Source organism: Streptomyces sp. TSRI0281 (assembly GCF_001905125.1).
GTDB lineage: Bacteria > Actinomycetota > Actinomycetes > Streptomycetales > Streptomycetaceae > Streptomyces.
The window spans coordinates 16,347-34,526 of sequence record NZ_LWLE01000020.1 but is presented as its reverse complement, the minus strand read 5'-3'; the positions used below and the strand labels follow the sequence as shown (position 1 = coordinate 34,526).

Genomic DNA, 18,180 nt, shown 5'->3' with positions numbered 1-18,180 from the left:
AACCTCAGACGTTCCGGCTGGATCGGACGGTCCGCTCCGCAGGAGCGTCCCGGAACAGGTTGATGGCGTCGATGTGCCGCTCGCGCAGCTCCTCGTCCCGCACGCCCAGACCCTCGCGGGGTGCCAGCGCGAGGACGCCGACCTTGCCCTGGTGGAGATTGCGGTGGACGTCGTGGGCGGCCTGGCCGGTCTGCTCCAGGGTGTAGACCTTGGAGAGCGTGGGGTGGATCTTGCCCTTGGCGACCAGCCGGTTGGCCTCCCACGCCTCGCGGTAGTTGGCGAAGTGCGAGCCCACGATCCTCTTCAGCGACATCCACAGATAGCGGTTGTCGTACTCGTGGTGGTAGCCCGAGGTCGAGGCGCAGGTGACGATCGTGCCGCCCTTGCGGGTCACGTAGACCGAGGCGCCGAACGTCTCGCGGCCCGGGTGCTCGAAGACGATGTCCACGTCCTCGCCGCCGGTCAGCTCGCGGATGCGCTTGCCGAACCGCTTCCACTCACGCGGGTCCTGGTGGTGCTCGTCCTTCCAGAACCGGTAGTCCTCGGCGCTGCGGTCGATGATCGCGGTCGCGCCCATCCGCCGGCAGATGTCCGCCTTCTGGTCGCTGGAGACGACACAGACCGGATTGGCGCCGCCGGCCAGCGCGAACTGCGTCGCGTAGGAGCCGAGGCCGCCGCTGGCACCCCAGATCAGCACGTTGTCGCCCTGCTTCATGCCCGCGCCGTTGCGCGAGACGAGCTGGCGGTACGCGGTGGAGTTGACCAGGCCGGGAGCCGCGGCCTCCTCCCAACTGAGGTGCTGAGGCTTGGGCATCAGCTGGTTGGACTTGACGAGGGCGATCTCCGCGAGCCCGCCGAAGTTGGTCTCGAAGCCCCAGATGCGCTGCTCGGGGTCGAGCATCGTGTCGTTGTGGCCGTCCGAGGACTCCAGCTCGACCGAGAGGCAGTGCGCGACGACCTCGTCGCCCGGCTTCCAGGCGTTGACGCCGGGGCCGGTGCGCAGGACGACGCCCGCCAGGTCGGAGCCGATGACGTGGTACGGGAGGTCATGGCGCTTGGTGAGCTCGCTGAGCTTTCCGTACCGCTCCAGGAAGCCGAAGGTGGACATCGGCTCGAAGATGGAGGTCCAGACGGAGTTGTAGTTCACCGAGCTGGCCATGACGGCGACCAGCGCCTCGCCGGGGCCCAGTTCGGGCACCGGGACCTCGTCCAGGTGCAGCGACTTGCGGGGGTCCTTGTCGCGGGTGGCGAGCCCGGCGAACATGTCCGTCTCGTCCTTGTGCACGGTCACCGCGCGGTACGACTCGGGGATGGACAGGGCCGCGAAGTCCGCGGCGGTGCTGTCCTGCGATTGGATCGCGTCCAGGATTTCCTTCACGGTGTTGCCTCCGGCAAAGCTGGCGTCGAGGGAACGCTTGAGAGGTCCCTGCGGGCAGGGGGAGCGGTGCGGTGTGGAGGTGCTGCCGTCGGTTCGGCGGGTGGTGCTTCGGCTTGCTCTGTGGAGCAGAAGGGTGCCTGTGACGCAGGCGTCCGGGCGCGCCGACACTTGGTTGGCGGGGACAGCCGGCGTGCGTGAGGTCCCAGCACGCCGGCCGCCCGGACACCTTCAACGTATGGCACTCCGTGACACCTGACAAGGCACCGAGTGCCAACAATTTCTCTCACTTGTCATCTGATGGGCACGCATGAGCAATACGATGGGTGTTCCGGGCCGTTCTGTCCTGCTGCCGGGTGGTTACGGCGCCGCGCGGTACACGTACGGCGTCGTGGCGCCCACGGTGATGAAGCCGAGCCTGCGCAGGATCGGGGCGGACAGGTCGGTCGCGTCGACCTGGAGACAGCGGTAGCCGCGCTCGGCGGCGATACGGGTACGGAAGGCGACCAGGGCCCGGTAGATGCCCCTGCCGCGCCACGGGGCGACCGTCCCCCCGCCCCAGAGCCCCGCGAAGCCCGTGCCGGGGTAGAGCTCCATCCGGGCCGAGCTCACCGGCTCGTCGCCCGCCATGGCCAGCACCCCGACGAAGCAGTCCGGGTCCTGTGCCAGCCGGGCCGCCACCTGATGGCGCAGCCCCGGACAGTCCGCGCCGAACGCCCGCTCATGGGCCCGGGCCATCAGCTCCACATCCGCGGCGTCGGTCACCGTACGCAGCGAGATGCCCTCGGGCGGTTCGACGGCGGTGGGCAGCGACTCGACCGGCGCGATCAGCAAGGTCTCCGGCGGCTCCGCGGCGAAACCGGCCGCCCGCAGCCGCCGGCCCAGATCGGCGGGCCGGTCGTGCGCGTACAGCTTCCACTCGAACTCGTCGTGACCGAGCCCCGTGTAGTACGCCACCTGCGCGGCGACGGCCGCGTCCGCCCCCGCGGCGTCCAGCTCCCGGGCGGACCAGACGACGCCGTTCCAGTCGTGTGCGGCACCGACCTGGCGGACGACCGGGCCGTCGCGTTCGACCCGTACACCGGGGCCGTCGGGGCGGGCGTGCTCCCGCATCTCGCGGTCGAACAGGGCCAGCAGGGTGGTGCGGTCATGGTCCATCCGCCCAGCTCAGCACCGGGGGCGGGACCCGGCAACCAGGTTTCGGCGGGCGGTGGGCGAGCTGCCGTCGGCCGGTGGGCGGGGGACACCGGCCGTCCGGAGCCGCGGCAGCGGCCGGTGGGTCAGCGTTCCTTGCTGAGCGCCTGCTGGATCGTGCGCATGACCTCGTCGAGCGGTGCGTCGGTCCGCGCCACGGCGACCAGCACCTCGCCCTCGGCCGCCACCGTCGCGGCGGGCGCCTTCGCGGGCTCGGTCCCGGCGATCCGCCCGGCTCCGATACCCGTCCCGAACGTCTCGCGGACGATCGAGAAGGCGTGGTCGAGCTGGGCCTCCACATCGCCCTGGCCGCCCGCCCGCAGCCAGCGGCGCAGCACATGGTTGTGCGCGGTGACCACGGCGGACGCGGCCACCTCGGCCAGCAGCGGGTCGTCATTGCCCACGTGATGGTCGCGCTCGTCGAAGTGGCCCAGCAGATAGCGGGTGAACAGCCGCTCGTAGCGGGCCACCGACGCGATCTCGGCCTCCCGCAGGGTGGGGACCTCGCGGGTCAGTTTGTAACGGGCCACGGAGACGGCGGGCTTGGCCGCGTACATCTTCATGACTTCCTTGATGCCGCGGCACACGGTGTCGAGCGGATGCTCGTGCGCGGGGGCCGCGTTGAGGACGGCCTCGGCCCTGACGAGGGTGTCGTCGTGGTCGGGGAAGATCGCCTCTTCCTTGGAACGGAAGTGGCGGAAGAAGGTCCGCCGTGCGACCCCCGCGGCGCCCGCGATCTCGTCGACGGTCGTCGCCTCGTACCCCTTCGTGGCGAAGAGTTCCATCGCCGCGGCGGCCAGTTCGCGGCGCATTTTGAGCCGTTGGGCGGCGGCGCGCGTGCCTGCGGCACTTTCCGGGGCGTCGGGCGCGGCGGAGGCACGGGGTGACTTGGCGGGCTGGGACATGGTGTGAACGTACTGCATCCGTGCAGGAGAGCGCGCCTGCGGGGGCGGGCCGCCCGAAGGCCCCAGCAGCCCGCCCCACTCGGCTCCAGGCTCAGCGACGGGCATATTCGCGGAAGCCGCGCCCCGTCTTGCGGCCCAGGCAGCCCGCGGCGACCAGATGCTCCAGCAGCGGTGCCGGGGCCAGGCCCGGGTCACGGAACTCGCTGTGCAGGACCTTCTCGATGGCGAGCGAGACATCGAGGCCGACGACGTCCAGCAGTTCGAAGGGGCCCATCGGGTATCCGCCGCCCAGCTTCATGGCGGCATCGATGTCGTCGAGCGTCGCGTAGTGCTCCTCGACCATCTTGATCGCGTTGTTGAGATACGGGAACAGCAGCGCGTTCACGATGAATCCGGCCCGGTCCCCGCAGTCCACCGGGTGCTTGCGCACCTTCGCGCACACCTCGCGGACCGTGGCGTGCACCTCGTCGGCGGTCAGCACCGTACGGACCACCTCGACGAGCTTCATCGCGGGCGCCGGGTTGAAGAAGTGCATCCCGACGACGTCCTCGGGCCGTGCGGTCGCGCGGGCGATCGCGACGACGGGCAGCGACGAGGTCGTGGTGGCCAGTACCGCGCCCGGCCTGCACACCTTGTCCAGGGTCGCGAAGAGCTGCCGCTTGACCTCCAGGTCCTCGGCGACCGCCTCGACCGCGAGGTCCACGTCCGCGAACGCGTCCAGTGAACCCGCCGCGGTGATCCGGGCCAGTGCCCCGTCCCGTGCCTCGGCGGTCAGCCGTCCCTTGGCGACCGAGCGCTCCAGCGACGTGGCGATCCGGCCCTTCGCCGTGTCGGCCTTCTCCTGGCCGCGGGCCGCCAGCACCACGTCGTAACCGGCCTTGGCGAAGACCTCGGCGATGCCCGAAGCCATCGTCCCGGAGCCCGCGACCCCCACCGAACGCACCGGGCGCCCGGCCACGCCTCCCGCGCCGTCCGCCGGTGTCAGCGCGTCCGGCACCACCGCCTGGCCGCCCGGGGCCTCGTACGTGTAGAAGCCGCGGCCCGCCTTGCGGCCGGTCAGGCCCGCCTGGCTGAGCTGACCCAGCACCGGTGCCGGGGCGTGCAGCCGGTCGTGCGAGGCGGAGTACATGGCCTCCAGGACCGTACGGGCGGTGTCGATGCCGATCAGGTCGAGCAGGGCGAGGGGGCCCATCGGCAGCCCGCAGCCCAGCTTCATCGCCGCGTCGATGTCCTCACGGGAGGCGTAGTTCGCCTCGTACATCGCGGCGGCCTGGTTGAGGTAGCCGAACAGCAGGCCGTCCGCGACGAAGCCGGGCCGGTCGCCGACCGCGACCGGCTCCTTGCCCAGCTCGCGGGCGAGCCGGGTGACGGTCTCGACGGCGGGCGGCGCGGTCAGCACCGAGGACACGACCTCGACCAGCTTCATCGCGGGCGCCGGGTTGAAGAAGTGCAGGCCGAGAACCCGCTCGGGGTGCTGCGACTCGGCGGCCAGCCGGGTCACCGACAGGGCGTTGGTGCCCGTGGCCAGAATCGCGGTGGGGGAGACGACCGCGTCGAGATCCCGGAACACCTGCTGCTTGAGCTCGTACGTCTCCGGCACGACCTCGATGACCAGCTCCGCCTCCGCGGCGGCCCGGAGGTCGGAGAAGGTGCGGAACCGGGAGAGGATGCCCTCCCGCTCCCGCTCGGTGATCCGCTCGCGCCGCACGGCGCGGGCGGTGGAGGCTTCGAGGGAGGCGACGGCCCGGCGGACGGCCGCCTCGTCGGTGTCGATACCGATGACCTCGCGGCCCGCACGGGCCAGGACCTCGGCGATGCCGGTGCCCATGGTGCCGAGGCCGACGACGGCAATGATGCTGAGCGGGGTGTCCATCACGGGACTCCAGGGTGAGTGACGACTGTGAGGAGCACGGCGCGCCGGGAAGGATCGACCGGCGTACGGCGTGCGGAAGGTGCGTGTCGTGGTGCACAGGGCCCGGACACGCGAAGGGCGCCCGGACCGGGAAGGGGCGACGGACTCTGTCCCGGAGTCACGTCTCACAAAGCTGCCGAACCGACAAGCACTCCGGATGGCTGCGTCACCAGGCCACCGGAGCCTGCGGGGGGTGTGTCCCGCTCACATGAGATTAACCGGCGAGTAACGAGCGCGCCAGCCCTGCGCCGGTGTGCACTGGACCACACCGCACGCCCGGGGAGTACGCCGCCGGGGTCCACACGGAGCGTGTCCGCCGATACGCTGAGCGTCATGGATGAGGAGTTCCGGTCCCTCATGGACCGGTTGCGGGACGAGGCGGACGGGTCGGCGGCGTACGACCGGCTCATCGCCACCGACGACGACGAGGAGCTGGCCCGGGTCCTCGTCGAACCAGGACGCCCGCTGTGGGCGCGCGAGATCGCCGCCTTCCGGCTCGGCTGCGGAGGCGACCGGCGGGCCTTCGAGGCGCTGGTCCTGCTGCTCAACCACCGCGACCCCGAACGCTGCGTGTCCGCGGCCCACGCCCTGGAGCGCCTGAGCGATCCCCGTACGCCCCGGGCGGCGGCCGCGCTCGCCACCAACACCCTGCGCACGGCCTACGCCCTGCACCCCGTGCGGCTGCTCACCGCCCTGCGCGCACCCGAGTCGGTCCCCGCCCTCGTCGGCACGCTGGAGCGGCTGCTGGCCCCGCAGGAGCCGCACTGGCGGGTGGCCCTCGCCTGCGTGGAGGGGCTGGGGCGGCTGGGCGACGACCGGGCCCGCCCGGTCCTGCGGGCGGCGCTGCCCCACCCGCGCCTCGCCGACGCGGCGGCCGAAGCCCTCGGCAGGCTTCCGGCCGGCTGATCCGGCGTACCTCGGGGGCGTACGTCCGGCCGGCCCGGTGCGTCATGGCGGACCATCCCGGCGTACACCCCCGGCCGCGCGGTCAGCCGCGGAAGCCCAGCAGGCCGTGGAGCCGGCTGCCCTTGCTGTCGTTCGCGCTCCCCGCGGCCGCCTTCTCGGCGGGCAGCGGCTTCGGGTCGGGCAAGGCGCGGCAGACCGCGTCCGCCTCGGAGCGGCTGCCGTCGCCGCGCGGGACCGTGCCGGTGGCGAGGTAGTCCGCCAGATACGCGTCCAGACAGTTGCTGCCGCTCAGGGTGATCCCGTGGTTGCCGCCGCCCTGCTCCACGACCAGGCTGGAGCCCTTGAGCTTGCGGTGCATGGTGACACCGCCCTCGTAGGGGGTGGCGGCGTCGTCGGTGGCCTGGAAGAGCAGCGCCGGCGGGAGCTTGTGGTTGGTCACCCGTACCGGATTGAGCGGTTCCACCGGCCAGGACGCGCACGGGGCGTTGTACCAGGTGTTGTTCCACGTGATGAAGGGCGCCTTGGCGTTCACCGCGCGGGTGTCGTCGCGCCAGGTGTTCCAGTCCTGCGGCCACGCGGCGTCGCGGCACTGGACGGCCGTGTAGACCGAGTAGCCGTTCTCGCCGCCGGCGCCGACCGCGCCGAAGTTCTCATAGCTCTCGACCAGCGCCTCCTGGTCGCCCTCGTTCACATACGCGGCGAACGCCTCGGCCAGATAGGGCCAGTAGCCGTTGTAGTACCCGCCGGGCATGAAGGTGTCCTCCAGCTCGCCCGGACCGACCTTGCCGCCCGCGGGATGCTCCTTGACCGCGGCGCGCATCGCGTACCAGGCGGCCTCGACGCGCGCAGGGTCGGTGCCGAGCCGGTACGTGGCGTCGTTCTTCGCGACCCAGGCGGTGAACGCCCGGTGCCGGGCGTCGAACGCGTAGTCCTGGCTGAGGTTGTCGTCGTACCAGACCCCGTCCGGGTCGACGATCGAGTCGAGCACCAGGCGTCGCACCCGCTCGGGGTACAGCTTCGCGTAGACCGCGCCGAGGTAGGTGCCGTACGAGTAGCCGAAGTAGTTGATCTGCCGCGAGCCGAGCGCCCGGCGGATCACGTCGAGGTCCTTGGCGGCGCTGACGGTGTCCATGTACGGCAGCAGGTCGCCGTGCTTCTCCCCGCACGCGGCGGCGAAGGACGCAGCCCGGTCCCGCTTGACCCGCTCGTCCCGGTACGACGTCGGCACCGAGTCGGGGCGCACCGGATCGAAGTACTTCGGCACGCAGTTCAGTGCCGGGCGGCTCTTCCCCACCCCGCGCGGATCGAACCCGATCACGTCGTACGTCGCGGCGACCTTCGAGGGCAGCGAGGAGGCCACGAAACCGGCCATCGAGAGTCCGCTGCCGCCGGGACCGCCCGGGTTGACCAGCAGCGGGCCCTGCGAGGTCTTCGCGGTGTGCGGGATCCGGGACAGGGCAAGCGTCACCTGGCGGTCCGACGGGCGGTCATGGTCCAACGGGGAGCGGACCGTCGCGCACTGGAGCGTCGGATAGTCCTCCGTCGCGCAGTCGGTCCACTTGAGCTGCGGGGCGCGTGGCGCGCCCGTGTCGGCTGTCGCCGAGGCCGGCACGGCGCTCACCAGCCCGGCGACCGTCGCGCCGACGGCGACCAGAATTCCTGCACGATTCGTCATACGGCCTCCCGTGGTGGAGGGAACGCGGCTGTGGGTGGCACAGCCCCCGCGGCATGGTCCCCGAATTCAGGCGGAAGCGGACACGTTCTGTCGAGAGTTGACCCGATTGGTCACGCTGACGCCGTGATGCGGCCGCACTGTCACAGGAGGGGCGGATGTCACAGCAGAGTCAGCTGGGTCGGTCCGGGCGCCGGGTCGGCCTGCCCCGGTGTGCCGGACGCGGCGACCCGGCGGGCCGCGCCCCAGTCGGGGGGCCCGATCCCGAACTCGGTGGCCAGCTCGTGCACCTGGCGGGTGATTCGGCGCTGGTACCACGTCGGCGCGTACGAGCCGTCCGCGTACATCCGCTCGTAGCGCGGCACGAGATGCGGGTGGTGGCGGGCGAGCCACTGCGTGAACCACTCCCGGGCGCCGGGCCGCAGATGGAGCACGAGCGGGGTCACCGAGGTCGCCCCTGCTGCGGCGATCGCGCGGACCGTGTCGCGCAGCTGGTCGGGCCGGTCGCCGAGGAACGGGATGACGGGGGCCATCAGGACCGCGCAGCCGATGCCGTTGTCGGTGAGGGTGCGCACCACGTCGAGGCGCCGCTCGGGGGAGGGCGTGCCGGGCTCGACCGTGCGCCACAGCTCGCGGTCGGTGAAGCCGACGGAGACGGACACCCCGATCTCGGTGACCTCGGCGGCCTGCCGCAGCAGCTCCAGATCCCGCAGGATCAGCGTGCCCTTCGTCAGGATCGAGAACGGGTTCGCGCGATCGCGCAGGGCCTCGATGATGCCGGGCATCAGCCGGTAGCGGCCCTCGGCACGCTGGTAGCAGTCGACGTTCGTGCCCATCGCGATGTGGTCGCCCTGCCAGCGGCGGGAGGCGAGCTGCCGCCGTACCAGCTCCGCCGCGTTGATCTTGACGACGATCTGGGAGTCGAAGCCGAGTCCGGTGTCGAGATCCAGATAGCTGTGGGTCTTGCGGGCGAAGCAGTACACACAGGCGTGGGAGCAGCCCCGGTACGGATTCACGGTCCATTCGAACGGCATCCGGGATGCCCCCGGCACCCGGTTCACGATCGAGCGGGCCCGGATCTCATGGAAGGTGATCCCCCGGAATTCAGGGGTGTCGAACGTGCGCGTGGTCACCGCGTCGGCGGCGAAGAGCGCGCTGTTCCCGGTCATTGTGCCGTTCTCGACCAGATTGTCCCAGCGCATGGACGCCTCCTCGGTAGAACTGGGCACAGAATAGAACACTTGTTCCCTTGATCGTGCGGGGCGGCTCGCGGACCCCGATTTTGAGGGGCCGTACCCGAGGTGGTTGGCTCAGCTCACCCCCCCGAACAACCGAGTGCTGGAGGAACAGCCATGGCGCAGGTCGAGGCCACGACAGAGCGGATCATCGCGGCGGACGCGGAGACGGTGTTCGACGCGCTGGCCGACTACCAGGAGGTCCGGGGCAAGGTGCTGACCGGACACTTCAGCGAGTACGAGGTGCGCGAGGGCGGTGACGGCGAGGGCACCCTCGTCCACTGGAAGCTCCAGGCCACCAGCAAGCGGGTCCGCGACTGCCTGCTGGAGGTCTCCGAGCCGACCGACGGACAGCTCGTCGAGAAGGACCGCAACTCCTCCATGGTCACCACCTGGACCGTGACCCCGGCCGGTGAGGGCAAGTCCAAGGCCGTCGTCTCGACCGTCTGGAACGGCGCGGGCGGCATCGGCGGATTCTTCGAGAAGACCTTCGCGCCCAAGGGCCTCGGACGCATCTACGACGAACTGCTCCAGAACCTCGCCACCGCGGTCGAGAAGTAGACCGAACGCGGCCCGGCCGACACCACGTTCGGCCCGGCCGCCCGTTTGACGACCGGCCTCACCGGAACGGGTGGTTTTTCCGGGGTGGCCGGTTGTGCGCCGTAGCGGCTCCGACCGGCGCATAAGCCCTTTGCCCGCGCCGTACGCCCCCCGCTTCGCGTTTGCCCTGCCTCGCTGCTCGATGCGAGAAATGGGCGGCGCAGAGGCGACCAGGGGAGCGTTACGTGGTGGGTGGGATCACGCTGGTGAAGGACGAGCAGGGCGACTCGGCAGGGGGCGCCGACACCAGGACCGTGCTCCCGCCTCCGCCGCCACCCACGACTCCCGGCCCCGGCACCGCGTCGGTCGCCCTGCCCGACGGGATCAGCCCGCGCCGGGTCCGGATGGTCTTCCTCGGGCTGATGCTCACCCTGCTGCTCGCGGCGCTCGACCAGATGATCGTCGCCACCGCCCTGCCGAAGATCGTCGGTGAGCTGCACGGCCTGGAGAAGATGTCGTGGGCGGTCACCGCCTATCTGCTCGCCTCCACCATCGGCCTCCCGATCTATGGGAAGCTCGGCGATCTCTTCGGCCGCAAGGGCGTCTTCCAGTTCGCCATCGTCGTCTTCGTCATCGGCTCCGCGCTCGCCGGCCGGTCACGCACCATGGACGAGCTGATCGCCTTCCGGGCCGTCCAGGGCATCGGCGGCGGCGGGCTCATGATCGGTGTCCAGGCGATCATCGCGGACATCGTCCCGCCCCGCGAGCGAGGCCGCTACATGGGCCTCATCGGTGCCGTCTTCGGCCTCGCGTCCGTCGCGGGCCCGCTGCTCGGCGGCTTCTTCACCGACCACGCCTCCTGGCGCTGGTGCTTCTACATCAACGTGCCCTTCGGCCTGGTCACCCTCGCCGTCATCGCCGTCGTGCTGAAGCTTCCCAAGCCCACCGTCCGCCCCCGGCTCGATGTGCTCGGCGCGCTGCTCCTGGCCGCCGCCTCCACCTTCCTGGTGCTGCTCACCAGCTGGGGCGGGACCGAGTACGCCTGGGGCTCGCGCACCATCCTGGGCCTCGCCGCGGGTGCGCTCGGAACGGTCCTGCTCTTCCTCGCCGTCGAGCACCGCGCCGCCGAACCCGTCATCCCGCTGCGGCTGTTCCGCGACTCGATCTTCAACGTCACCTCTCTCGTGGGCGCCGTCGTCGGTGTCGCGCTCTTCGGTGCCGCCAGCTATCTGCCGACGTATCTCCAGATGGTCGACGGGGCCAGCGCCACCGGGTCCGGGCTCCTGATGCTGCCGATGATGGGCGGCATCGTCGTGGCCTCCGTCGTCTCCGGACAGCTGATCTCCAGGACCGGCCGCTACCGGATTTACCCGCTCGTCGGCTGCGCCGTGTCCGCCGTCGGCATGTGGCTGCTCTCCCGGCTGGAGACCGGCACCTCCCGGCTGGAGTACAGCCTCGCGCAGGCCGTGCTCGGCATCGGGATCGGCCTGGTCATGTCTGTCCTCGTGCTCGCCGTGCAGAACTCCGTGCGGCCCGCCGACCTCGGCACCGCCACCAGTGCCAACAACTACTTCCGGCAGATCGGCGGCAGTGTCGGCGCCGCCGTCTTCGGCACCCTCTTCGCGGGGCGGCTCGCCGACGCCCTCGCCGTACACCTTCCGTCCGGCGCCGACCTCCCCGATCCCGCGTCGATCACCCCGCAGCTCGTCCACGCGATGGAGCCCGCACTGCGTGACGCCTATGTCCAGGCGTACGCCGACGCGATGCCGCGCATCTTCCTCTACCTGGTGCCGGTGCTCGTGCTCGGCCTGTTCCTCGCCTTCTTCCTCAAGGAGAAACCGCTGGTGTCCCACCACAGCCCCGAAACGGCCACCGAGCCCTCGCCGATCCCCGCCGCGCGGACCGACTCCGCTTCCCCGTCCTTCGGTCACCTGTCCGGTGTCCCCGTCTGCGGGAGCGTCCAGCACCCGGACGGTACGAAGGTCCCCCGGGCGGCCCTCACCCTGATCGACGTCCAGGGGAAGCAGGTCGGGCGCGGCGCGAGCGGTGACGACGGGCGGTACGCGCTGAGTGTCCCCGGCGCCGGTTCCTATGTGCTGATCGCCGCCGCGGGCGGGCACCAGCCGCAGGCCGTCAGTGTCACGGTGGGCGAGCGGCCCGTCGAGCTCGACGTGGTTCTCGGCGGCGCGGGACGGCTCGCCGGTACGGTCGTCACGGCCGACGGGGTCCCGGTCCGGGACGCCGCGGTGACCCTCACCGATGTGCGCGGCGAAGTCGTGTCGACCACCCGTAGCGGCCGTGAGGGCGGCTATGTGATCACTGAGCTGGTGGCCGGTGAGTACACCCTCGCCGCCAGCGCCCCGGCCTTCCGGCCCGCCGCGCTGCCGGTCAGTGTGCAGGCCGCCAGGGAGACCCGCCAGGACATCGAACTGGCCGGCGGCGCCGTCCTGCGCGGGGTCGTCCGGGCGAGCGGCGGGCGGCCCGTCGAGGACGCCCGGGTCACCCTGCTCGACGCGGCGGGCAATGTGGTGGACACCCTCACCACCGGGCCGGACGGAGCGTTCCGGTTCGTCGACCTGTCGTCCGGCGAGTACACCGTGATCGCCGCGGGCTATCCGCCGGTCGCGACCGTGCTCCAGGTCGCGGGCGGCGGGCGCACCGAGCGCGACCTCCAGCTCGGACACGAGGACTGACCTCCGGCCCGGGCAAGGACTGACCTCCGGCCCGGATACGAGGACTGACCTCCGGCCCGGGCAAGGACTGACCCTCCGGGACCTGTCCCGGCACCCCGCGCACGGTCGCCATGGCGCCGTGCGCGGGGTTCGTCATGCCGTGCGCGGCGCCCGTCATAACGGCGTGCGCGGGGGCGTACGCGGCGCACGGGGGGCGCCTACGGATCGAACGCGCGGTGAAAGAATGCGCCGGTCGCTTGTCGCTGCAACCGGAGCGCGATAGACCGTCCCTGACGAAAAGTCATGACAGGTTGTGCGGATCGCCCTGGGGAGCGGGTCATGAGCGTGACGAGTCAGTACAAGCGTGCCTGGGAGAGCTTCTGGAGCGAGGCTCCCGACGACCCCGGCGCCGTCTTCTGGGACGCCGAACCCGCCCTCACCTCGGGGCTGCACCTCGCCCGCTTCGAGCCGCACCTGATGGCGGCGGACCTTCCCCTGGTCGACCTCGGCTGCGGCAACGGCACACAGACGTTCTTCCTCGCCGAACGGCTGCCCCGGGTCACCGGCGTCGACCTCTCCGCGGCGGCGCTGGCCCACGCCCGGCGCCGCGACCCGCTCGGGGCGGTGCCGTTCCGCGAGATCGACGCGGCGGACCCGGACGCCGTGCGCCGCCTCCACGGCGAACTGGGCGACACCCATGTCTATATGCGCGGCGTGCTCCACCAGTGCGATCCGGCCGACCGGCAGCCGCTGATCGACTCCATCGCGACCCTGGTGGGGGAGCGGGGCAGGGCCTTCGTCGTGGAACCGGCCGAGGCGGCGGGCGCCGAACTCTCGGTGCTGGCACAGCGACCGGCCGGACCGCCCCCGAAGCTCCGCCCGGTCCTCACCCACGGCATCGCCACCGGCACGGTCCGGGACGCGGCACTGCCCCAGTTCATCCGCACGGCCGGGCTCTCCGTACTCGCCCAGGGCGAACTGCCGCTGCTGACAACGGAGTACGTGGCAGACGGCATCCGTATCGCCCTTCCCTCGAACTGGCTGGTGGTGGGCCGGACGGGGTGACGCTCAGCGCAGGGCGTCCTCCCGCACCAGATGCGTCAGCGCCCGCGCGCCCGGGCTCAGGCCCCGCGCCGCCGGAAGCACCACCACGCTCTCGTACACCGGCGCGTCCGGGCCTTCGAGCTCCCCCGTGACCAGGCCCCGGGCCTCGGGCTTGCGGGTGAAGTGGTGCGGCACCACCGCGATGCCCAGCCCCTCGTGCACCAGCTCCAGCAGACTGTGCACGTCGTTCACCTCCAAGGCCACGCTCCGGCGCACCCGGGCGCAGGCGAACGCCTCGTCCGCCGCCCGCCGCGGCCCCCAGTCCGGATGGAAGTCGATGAAGGACTCACCGCGCAGTTCGTCCCACGCCACCACGGGCCGCCCGGCGAACCGGTGACCGGGAGCGCACAGGACGACCATCGGCTCCCGGGCCAGCGGGATCAGCTCGCCGCGCCACTCCAGCGGACTGACCGTGGCGGCGAACGCGATGTCGAGCCGGCCCTCGGCCACCCCGTCCAGCAGGCTCGTGGTGCCCTCCTGCCGGAGCCGTAGCTCCATGTGCGGATGGTCACGGTGGAAGGCGGCGAGCAGCCGCGCCGGACTGACCCCCGCCACACACTGTTCGACCCCCACCGTCAGGGTGCCGCGCAGCAGCCCCCGTACGGCGTCGACCGCGTCCCGTGCCGCCCGCGCCCCCGCCAGCGTGCGCTCCGCCTCCACCAGCAGGGCGCGCCCCGCCTCGGTGAGGCGCACCGAACGCGTGGTCCGGCTGAACAACGGGGTGCGCAGCTCCCGCTCCAGCGCCCGGACGGACGCCGAGAGACCCGACTGCGAGACGGAGAGGCGCTCGGCGGCGCGGGTGAAGTGCTGTTCCTCGGCGACGGCGACGAAGTGCTCCAGCTGACGCAGTTCCATGATTGAGAAAGGTAGACGATGAATCCCAGCGGAATCTCCGGTTGGACTGCTGGATCGTTCTCCGTCAGCCTGGGCCCTGCGCACCGAGCCCGGAGCGCTCCCTCGGAACTCTCCCGCGGAGCACACATGTACCTCCCGTCCGCCGACCGTTACACCGCCATGCCCTACCGGCGCACCGGCCGGAGCGGGCTGCTGCTTCCCGCGCTGTCGCTCGGCCTCTGGCACAACTTCGGGGGCGACCGGAGCCCCGAGGAGCAGGGCCGCATCCTGCGCAGGGCCTTCGACCTGGGCATCACCCACTTCGACCTCGCCAACAACTACGGCCCGCCGCCCGGCTCCGCCGAGCTCACCTTCGGCCGCGCGCTGAAGACGGACTTCGCCCGGCTCCGGGACGAGATCGTCGTCTCCACCAAGGCGGGCTACGACATGTGGGACGGCCCGTACGGCGAGTGGGGCTCCCGGAAGTACCTGCGCTCCTCGCTGGACCAGAGCCTGCGGCGGCTCGGCCTGGAGTACGTCGACATCTTCTACTCCCACCGCTTCGACCCCGAGACCCCGCTCGAAGAGACGATGGGCGCCCTCGACACCGCCGTACGGCAGGGCAAGGCCCTCTACGTCGGCCTCTCCAACTACTCCGCCGAGCAGACCCGGGAGGCCGCCGCGATCCTCAAGGACCTCGGCACGCCCCTGCTCATCCACCAGCCCCGCTACTCGATGCTCGACCGCCGCCCCGAGGACGGGCTGCTCAGCGCGCTCGACGAACTGGGCACCGGCTCCATCGCCTACTCCCCGCTGGAGCAGGGCATCCTCACCGACCGCTATCTGAACGGCATCCCGGCCGGTTCCCGGGCTGCGGGCGACAGCCCCTTCCTGACCCCGGACGCCGTCACCCCCGAGCTGGTGGACCGGCTGCGCGCGCTCGACGCCGTGGCGAAGGAGCGCGGCCAGTCGCTCGCCCAGCTGGCGCTGGCCTGGGTGCTGCGCGGCGGCCGGGTCACCTCCGCCGTGGTCGGCGCGAGCAGCGTCGCCCAGCTGGAGAGCAACGTGGAGACCGTCCGCAACCTGGAGTTCGCCGGGGAGGAGCTGGCCCGGATCGAGGAGCTGCTCACGGGAACGGGCACGGGCCGGGGCTGAGCGCATCGGGCGGGGATCCCACGACGGCCTGCGTGTCGTGGGCGGTGGAGACTCGCCGTCACCCCCGCCCGACGATCTCCGGAGAAACAGCACGACATGGCCCGCCTCTTCCGCGGGCCCGGCCACGACAGCCCGCCGCCGTCGCACCCCGAGTGGTGCGACGGCGGCCCGCGCGGACTCCTGGACCTGGAGACGCCCCGTCGCCTCGCCACCGACCGCCTGCCTCGACGCTCTCGGCGAGGACGCGTACGTTCTGCGCGTCAGGTTCCCCTCCTGACGGGAAGAGCGTTCCGGGCCCTCGAACGTTCGCCCGGCTCTGGCTCGACCCATCGCCGTCGCGTAGCGTGAGCCAGCGTGAAGATCTGTTGCGCTGTGCCGCGGGCCGATGACGCGGCTCGCCGGAGTGATGGCCGACCGACCGCCGTCACGGCCGGATCGCCCGCCCATGACCTACCGCGGGACGGTGGGGCGTGAAGATCCTCATCAGCGCCGACATGGAGGGCGCCACCGGAGTGACCTGGCCGGCCGATGTGCTGCCCGGCACTCCTCAGTGGGAGCGCTGCCGCTCGATGTTCACCTCCGACGTGAACGCCGCGGCCCTCGGGTTCTACGACGGCGGCGCCGACGACGTGCTGATCAACGAGGCGCACTGGTCCATGCGCAACCTCCTGCTGGAGCGCCTCGACGACCGGGTCCAGATGCTCACCGGCAGGCACAAGTCCCTCTCCATGGTGGAGGGCATCCAGCACGGCGATGTCGATGCCATCGCCTTCGTCGGCTATCACACGGGGGCGGGCGCGGAGGGCGTTCTCGCCCACACCTATCTGGCCAACTCCATCACCGGGGTCTGGCTGAACGGTGTCCGCGCCAGTGAGGGCCTGCTCAACGCGCATGTCGCCGCCGAGTACGGCGTCCCGGTCGTGCTCGTCACCGGCGACGACCTCACCTGTGTGGACGCGGAGGGATACGCCCCCGAGGCGCGCAAGGTCGCCGTCAAGGACTACGTCTCGCGGTACGCGGCGGTGTGCCGCACCCCGGCCCGTACCGCCGCCGACATCAGGGCCGCGGCCAGGGACGCGGCGGCGCTCGCCGTGCGGCACACCCCGGTGACGGACGGCTCCTTCACGGTGGAGCTGGAGTTCGACGCCGAGCATCTGGCCGCCGCGGCGACCGTGGTCCCCGGCGTGGCGCCGAGTGGCGAGAGGCGCGTCGCGTACACCAGCGCGACGATGTACGAAGGTATTCGCACGTTCAAGGCGGTGACCACCATCGTGTCGTCCGCCGTGGAGGAACAATATGGCTGAGGCGCCCGACCCGCTCGGACAGGTGGACGAGCAGGCACTCGACGAAGTGGTGACGTTCACCTCCGAACTCATCCGGATCGACACCACCAACCACGGCGGCGGCGACTGCCGGGAGAGGCCGGCGGCCGAGTACGTCGCCGAGCGCCTGGCGGCGACCGGCCTGGAACCCACCCTGCTGGAGCGCACCGCGGGACGCACCAACGTGGTCGCCCGGATCGAGGGCACCGACCCGTCCGCCGACGCGCTCCTCGTGCACGGGCACCTCGACGTGGTGCCCGCCGAAGCCGCCGACTGGACCGTGCACCCCTTCTCCGGCGAGGTGCGTGACGGGGTGGTGTGGGGGCGCGGCGCCGTCGACATGAAGAACATGGACGCGATGGTGCTCGCCGTTGTCCGCGGCTGGGCGCGCGCCGGTGTGCGCCCCCGCCGCGACATCGTCATCGCGTACACCGCGGACGAGGAGGCCAGCGCCGACGACGGCTCCGGCTTCCTCGCCGACCACCACCCCGGGCTCTTCGAGGGCTGTACGGAGGGCATCAGCGAATCCGGGGCCTTCACCTTCCACGCCGGGGAGGGGCTGTCGCTGTACCCGATCGCCGCGGGCGAGCGCGGCACCGGCTGGCTGAAGCTGACCGCCGAGGGCACCGCGGGCCACGGCTCCAAGGTCAACCGGGCCAACGCGGTCAGCGCGCTCGCCGCCGCCGTCGCCCGGATCGGGGAGCACGAGTGGCCGGTGCGGATCACCCCCACGGTACGGGCCGCGCTCACCGAGATCGCCGCACTGCACGGCATCGACGTCGATGTCGACGCCCCCGGCTTCGACGTGGACGAGCTGCTGGGCAAGCTGGGCCCGGTCGCCTCCCTCCTCGAACCGGTCGTCCGCAACAGCAGCAACCCGACGATGCTGGACGCCGGATACAAGGTCAACGTGATCCCCGGCCGTGCCACCGCCTTCATCGACGGCCGTATGCTGCCGGGCGGCGAGGACGAGTTCCGCGAGACGATGGACCGGCTCACCGGACCCGCCGTCCAGTGGGAGTTCCACCATCGTGAGGTCGCCCTCCAGGCGCCCGTCGACTCACCCACGTACGCCAAACTGCGTGCCGCCGTCGAACACTTCGCCCCGGACGGGCACGCCGTCCCCTACTGCATGTCGGGCGGCACGGACGCCAAGCAGTTCTCCCGCCTCGGCATCACCGGATACGGCTTCTCGCCGCTGAAGCTGCCCGTCGGCTTCGACTACCAGGCGCTCTTCCACGGCGTCGACGAGCGCGTACCCGTCGACGCCCTGCACTTCGGCGTCCGTGTCCTCGACCACTATCTGCGCACCGCCTGACCCGTACCGGGGGGACAGTCCACCGTGACCACAGAG

The 18,180-nt window shown here is 71.6% G+C and carries 14 protein-coding genes and 1 pseudogene; 8 read left to right on the top strand and 7 right to left on the bottom strand.

Going from position 1 to position 18,180, the window contains the following annotated elements; translation table 11 throughout:
• Positions 1-4 precede the first annotated feature (4 nt).
• The gene (gene ccrA / locus A6A29_RS24370) at positions 5-1,378 is read right to left on the bottom strand and encodes a crotonyl-CoA carboxylase/reductase (protein ID WP_073722817.1); all 1,374 of its coding nucleotides are present in this window, start codon (positions 1,376-1,378) and stop codon (positions 5-7) included.
• 307 nt (positions 1,379-1,685) lie between these two features.
• Here ccrA and A6A29_RS48200 point away from each other — a divergent pair.
• A pseudogene (locus A6A29_RS48200) lies at positions 1,686-1,781 on the top strand (hypothetical protein); the annotation flags it as partial.
• Here A6A29_RS48200 and A6A29_RS46915 read toward each other — a convergent pair.
• From A6A29_RS46915 to A6A29_RS24355, 3 genes are all read right to left on the bottom strand, one after another.
• A complete protein-coding gene (locus A6A29_RS46915; RefSeq protein WP_073722815.1) occupies positions 1,736-2,533 on the bottom strand; it encodes a GNAT family N-acetyltransferase in 798 nt (265 codons plus the stop codon). The pseudogene A6A29_RS48200 and the gene A6A29_RS46915 overlap by 46 nt on opposite strands.
• Before the next feature lie 122 nt (positions 2,534-2,655).
• A complete protein-coding gene (locus A6A29_RS24360) occupies positions 2,656-3,474 on the bottom strand; it encodes a TetR family transcriptional regulator (protein ID WP_073722813.1) in 819 nt (272 codons plus the stop codon).
• Positions 3,475-3,565: 91 nt separating this feature from the next.
• Positions 3,566-5,347 carry a 3-hydroxyacyl-CoA dehydrogenase family protein gene (locus tag A6A29_RS24355; RefSeq protein WP_073722811.1) on the bottom strand — a complete coding sequence of 594 codons (1,782 nt, stop codon included), beginning with the start codon at positions 5,345-5,347 and terminating at the stop codon, positions 3,566-3,568.
• Positions 5,348-5,719: 372 nt separating this feature from the next.
• Here A6A29_RS24355 and A6A29_RS24350 point away from each other — a divergent pair, with 372 nt between their 5' ends.
• A complete protein-coding gene (locus tag A6A29_RS24350) occupies positions 5,720-6,292 on the top strand; it encodes an adenylosuccinate lyase (RefSeq protein WP_073722876.1) in 573 nt (190 codons plus the stop codon).
• Positions 6,293-6,374: 82 nt separating this feature from the next.
• Here the strand turns inward: A6A29_RS24350 and A6A29_RS24345 are convergent, their stop codons facing one another.
• Positions 6,375-7,967 carry an alpha/beta hydrolase gene (locus A6A29_RS24345; RefSeq protein WP_073722809.1) on the bottom strand — a complete coding sequence of 531 codons (1,593 nt, stop codon included), beginning with the start codon at positions 7,965-7,967 and terminating at the stop codon, positions 6,375-6,377.
• Positions 7,968-8,125: 158 nt separating this feature from the next.
• On the bottom strand, positions 8,126-9,166 hold the full coding sequence (locus A6A29_RS24340) for an Rv2578c family radical SAM protein (RefSeq protein ID WP_073722807.1): 1,041 nt from the start codon (positions 9,164-9,166) through the stop codon (positions 8,126-8,128).
• 150 nt (positions 9,167-9,316) lie between these two features.
• Between A6A29_RS24340 and A6A29_RS24335 the strand changes: the two genes are divergently transcribed.
• From A6A29_RS24335 to A6A29_RS24325, 3 genes are all read left to right on the top strand, one after another.
• Positions 9,317-9,760, top strand: coding sequence for an SRPBCC family protein (locus A6A29_RS24335; RefSeq protein WP_073722805.1), 444 nt, complete (start codon positions 9,317-9,319; stop codon positions 9,758-9,760).
• 224 nt (positions 9,761-9,984) lie between these two features.
• A complete protein-coding gene (locus A6A29_RS24330) occupies positions 9,985-12,432 on the top strand; it encodes an MFS transporter (protein ID WP_073722803.1) in 2,448 nt (815 codons plus the stop codon).
• Positions 12,433-12,750: 318 nt separating this feature from the next.
• Positions 12,751-13,476, top strand: a complete 726-nt coding sequence (locus A6A29_RS24325; protein ID WP_073722801.1) for a class I SAM-dependent methyltransferase — start codon at positions 12,751-12,753, stop codon at positions 13,474-13,476.
• A gap of 3 nt (positions 13,477-13,479) precedes the next feature.
• On the opposite strand, the gene A6A29_RS24320 is transcribed toward A6A29_RS24325, so the two are convergent.
• On the bottom strand, positions 13,480-14,370 hold the full coding sequence (locus A6A29_RS24320) for a LysR family transcriptional regulator (RefSeq protein ID WP_073722799.1): 891 nt from the start codon (positions 14,368-14,370) through the stop codon (positions 13,480-13,482).
• A gap of 126 nt (positions 14,371-14,496) precedes the next feature.
• Here A6A29_RS24320 and A6A29_RS24315 point away from each other — a divergent pair, with 126 nt between their 5' ends.
• The 3 genes from A6A29_RS24315 (at position 14,497) to A6A29_RS24305 (ending at position 18,144) form a co-directional block, all read left to right on the top strand.
• Complete coding sequence (locus A6A29_RS24315) at positions 14,497-15,504, top strand: aldo/keto reductase (RefSeq protein ID WP_073722797.1); 1,008 nt, start codon at positions 14,497-14,499, stop codon at positions 15,502-15,504.
• Between the two features lie 470 nt (positions 15,505-15,974).
• Entirely contained in the window at positions 15,975-16,808 is an 834-nt protein-coding gene (locus A6A29_RS24310) for a M55 family metallopeptidase (protein WP_073722795.1), read from the top strand.
• Positions 16,801-18,144: a M20/M25/M40 family metallo-hydrolase gene (locus tag A6A29_RS24305; protein WP_073722793.1), complete on the top strand. Its 1,344-nt coding sequence runs from the start codon at positions 16,801-16,803 to the stop codon at positions 18,142-18,144. The genes A6A29_RS24310 and A6A29_RS24305 overlap by 8 nt, the downstream gene beginning before the upstream one ends.
• Positions 18,145-18,180: the final 36 nt, after the last annotated feature.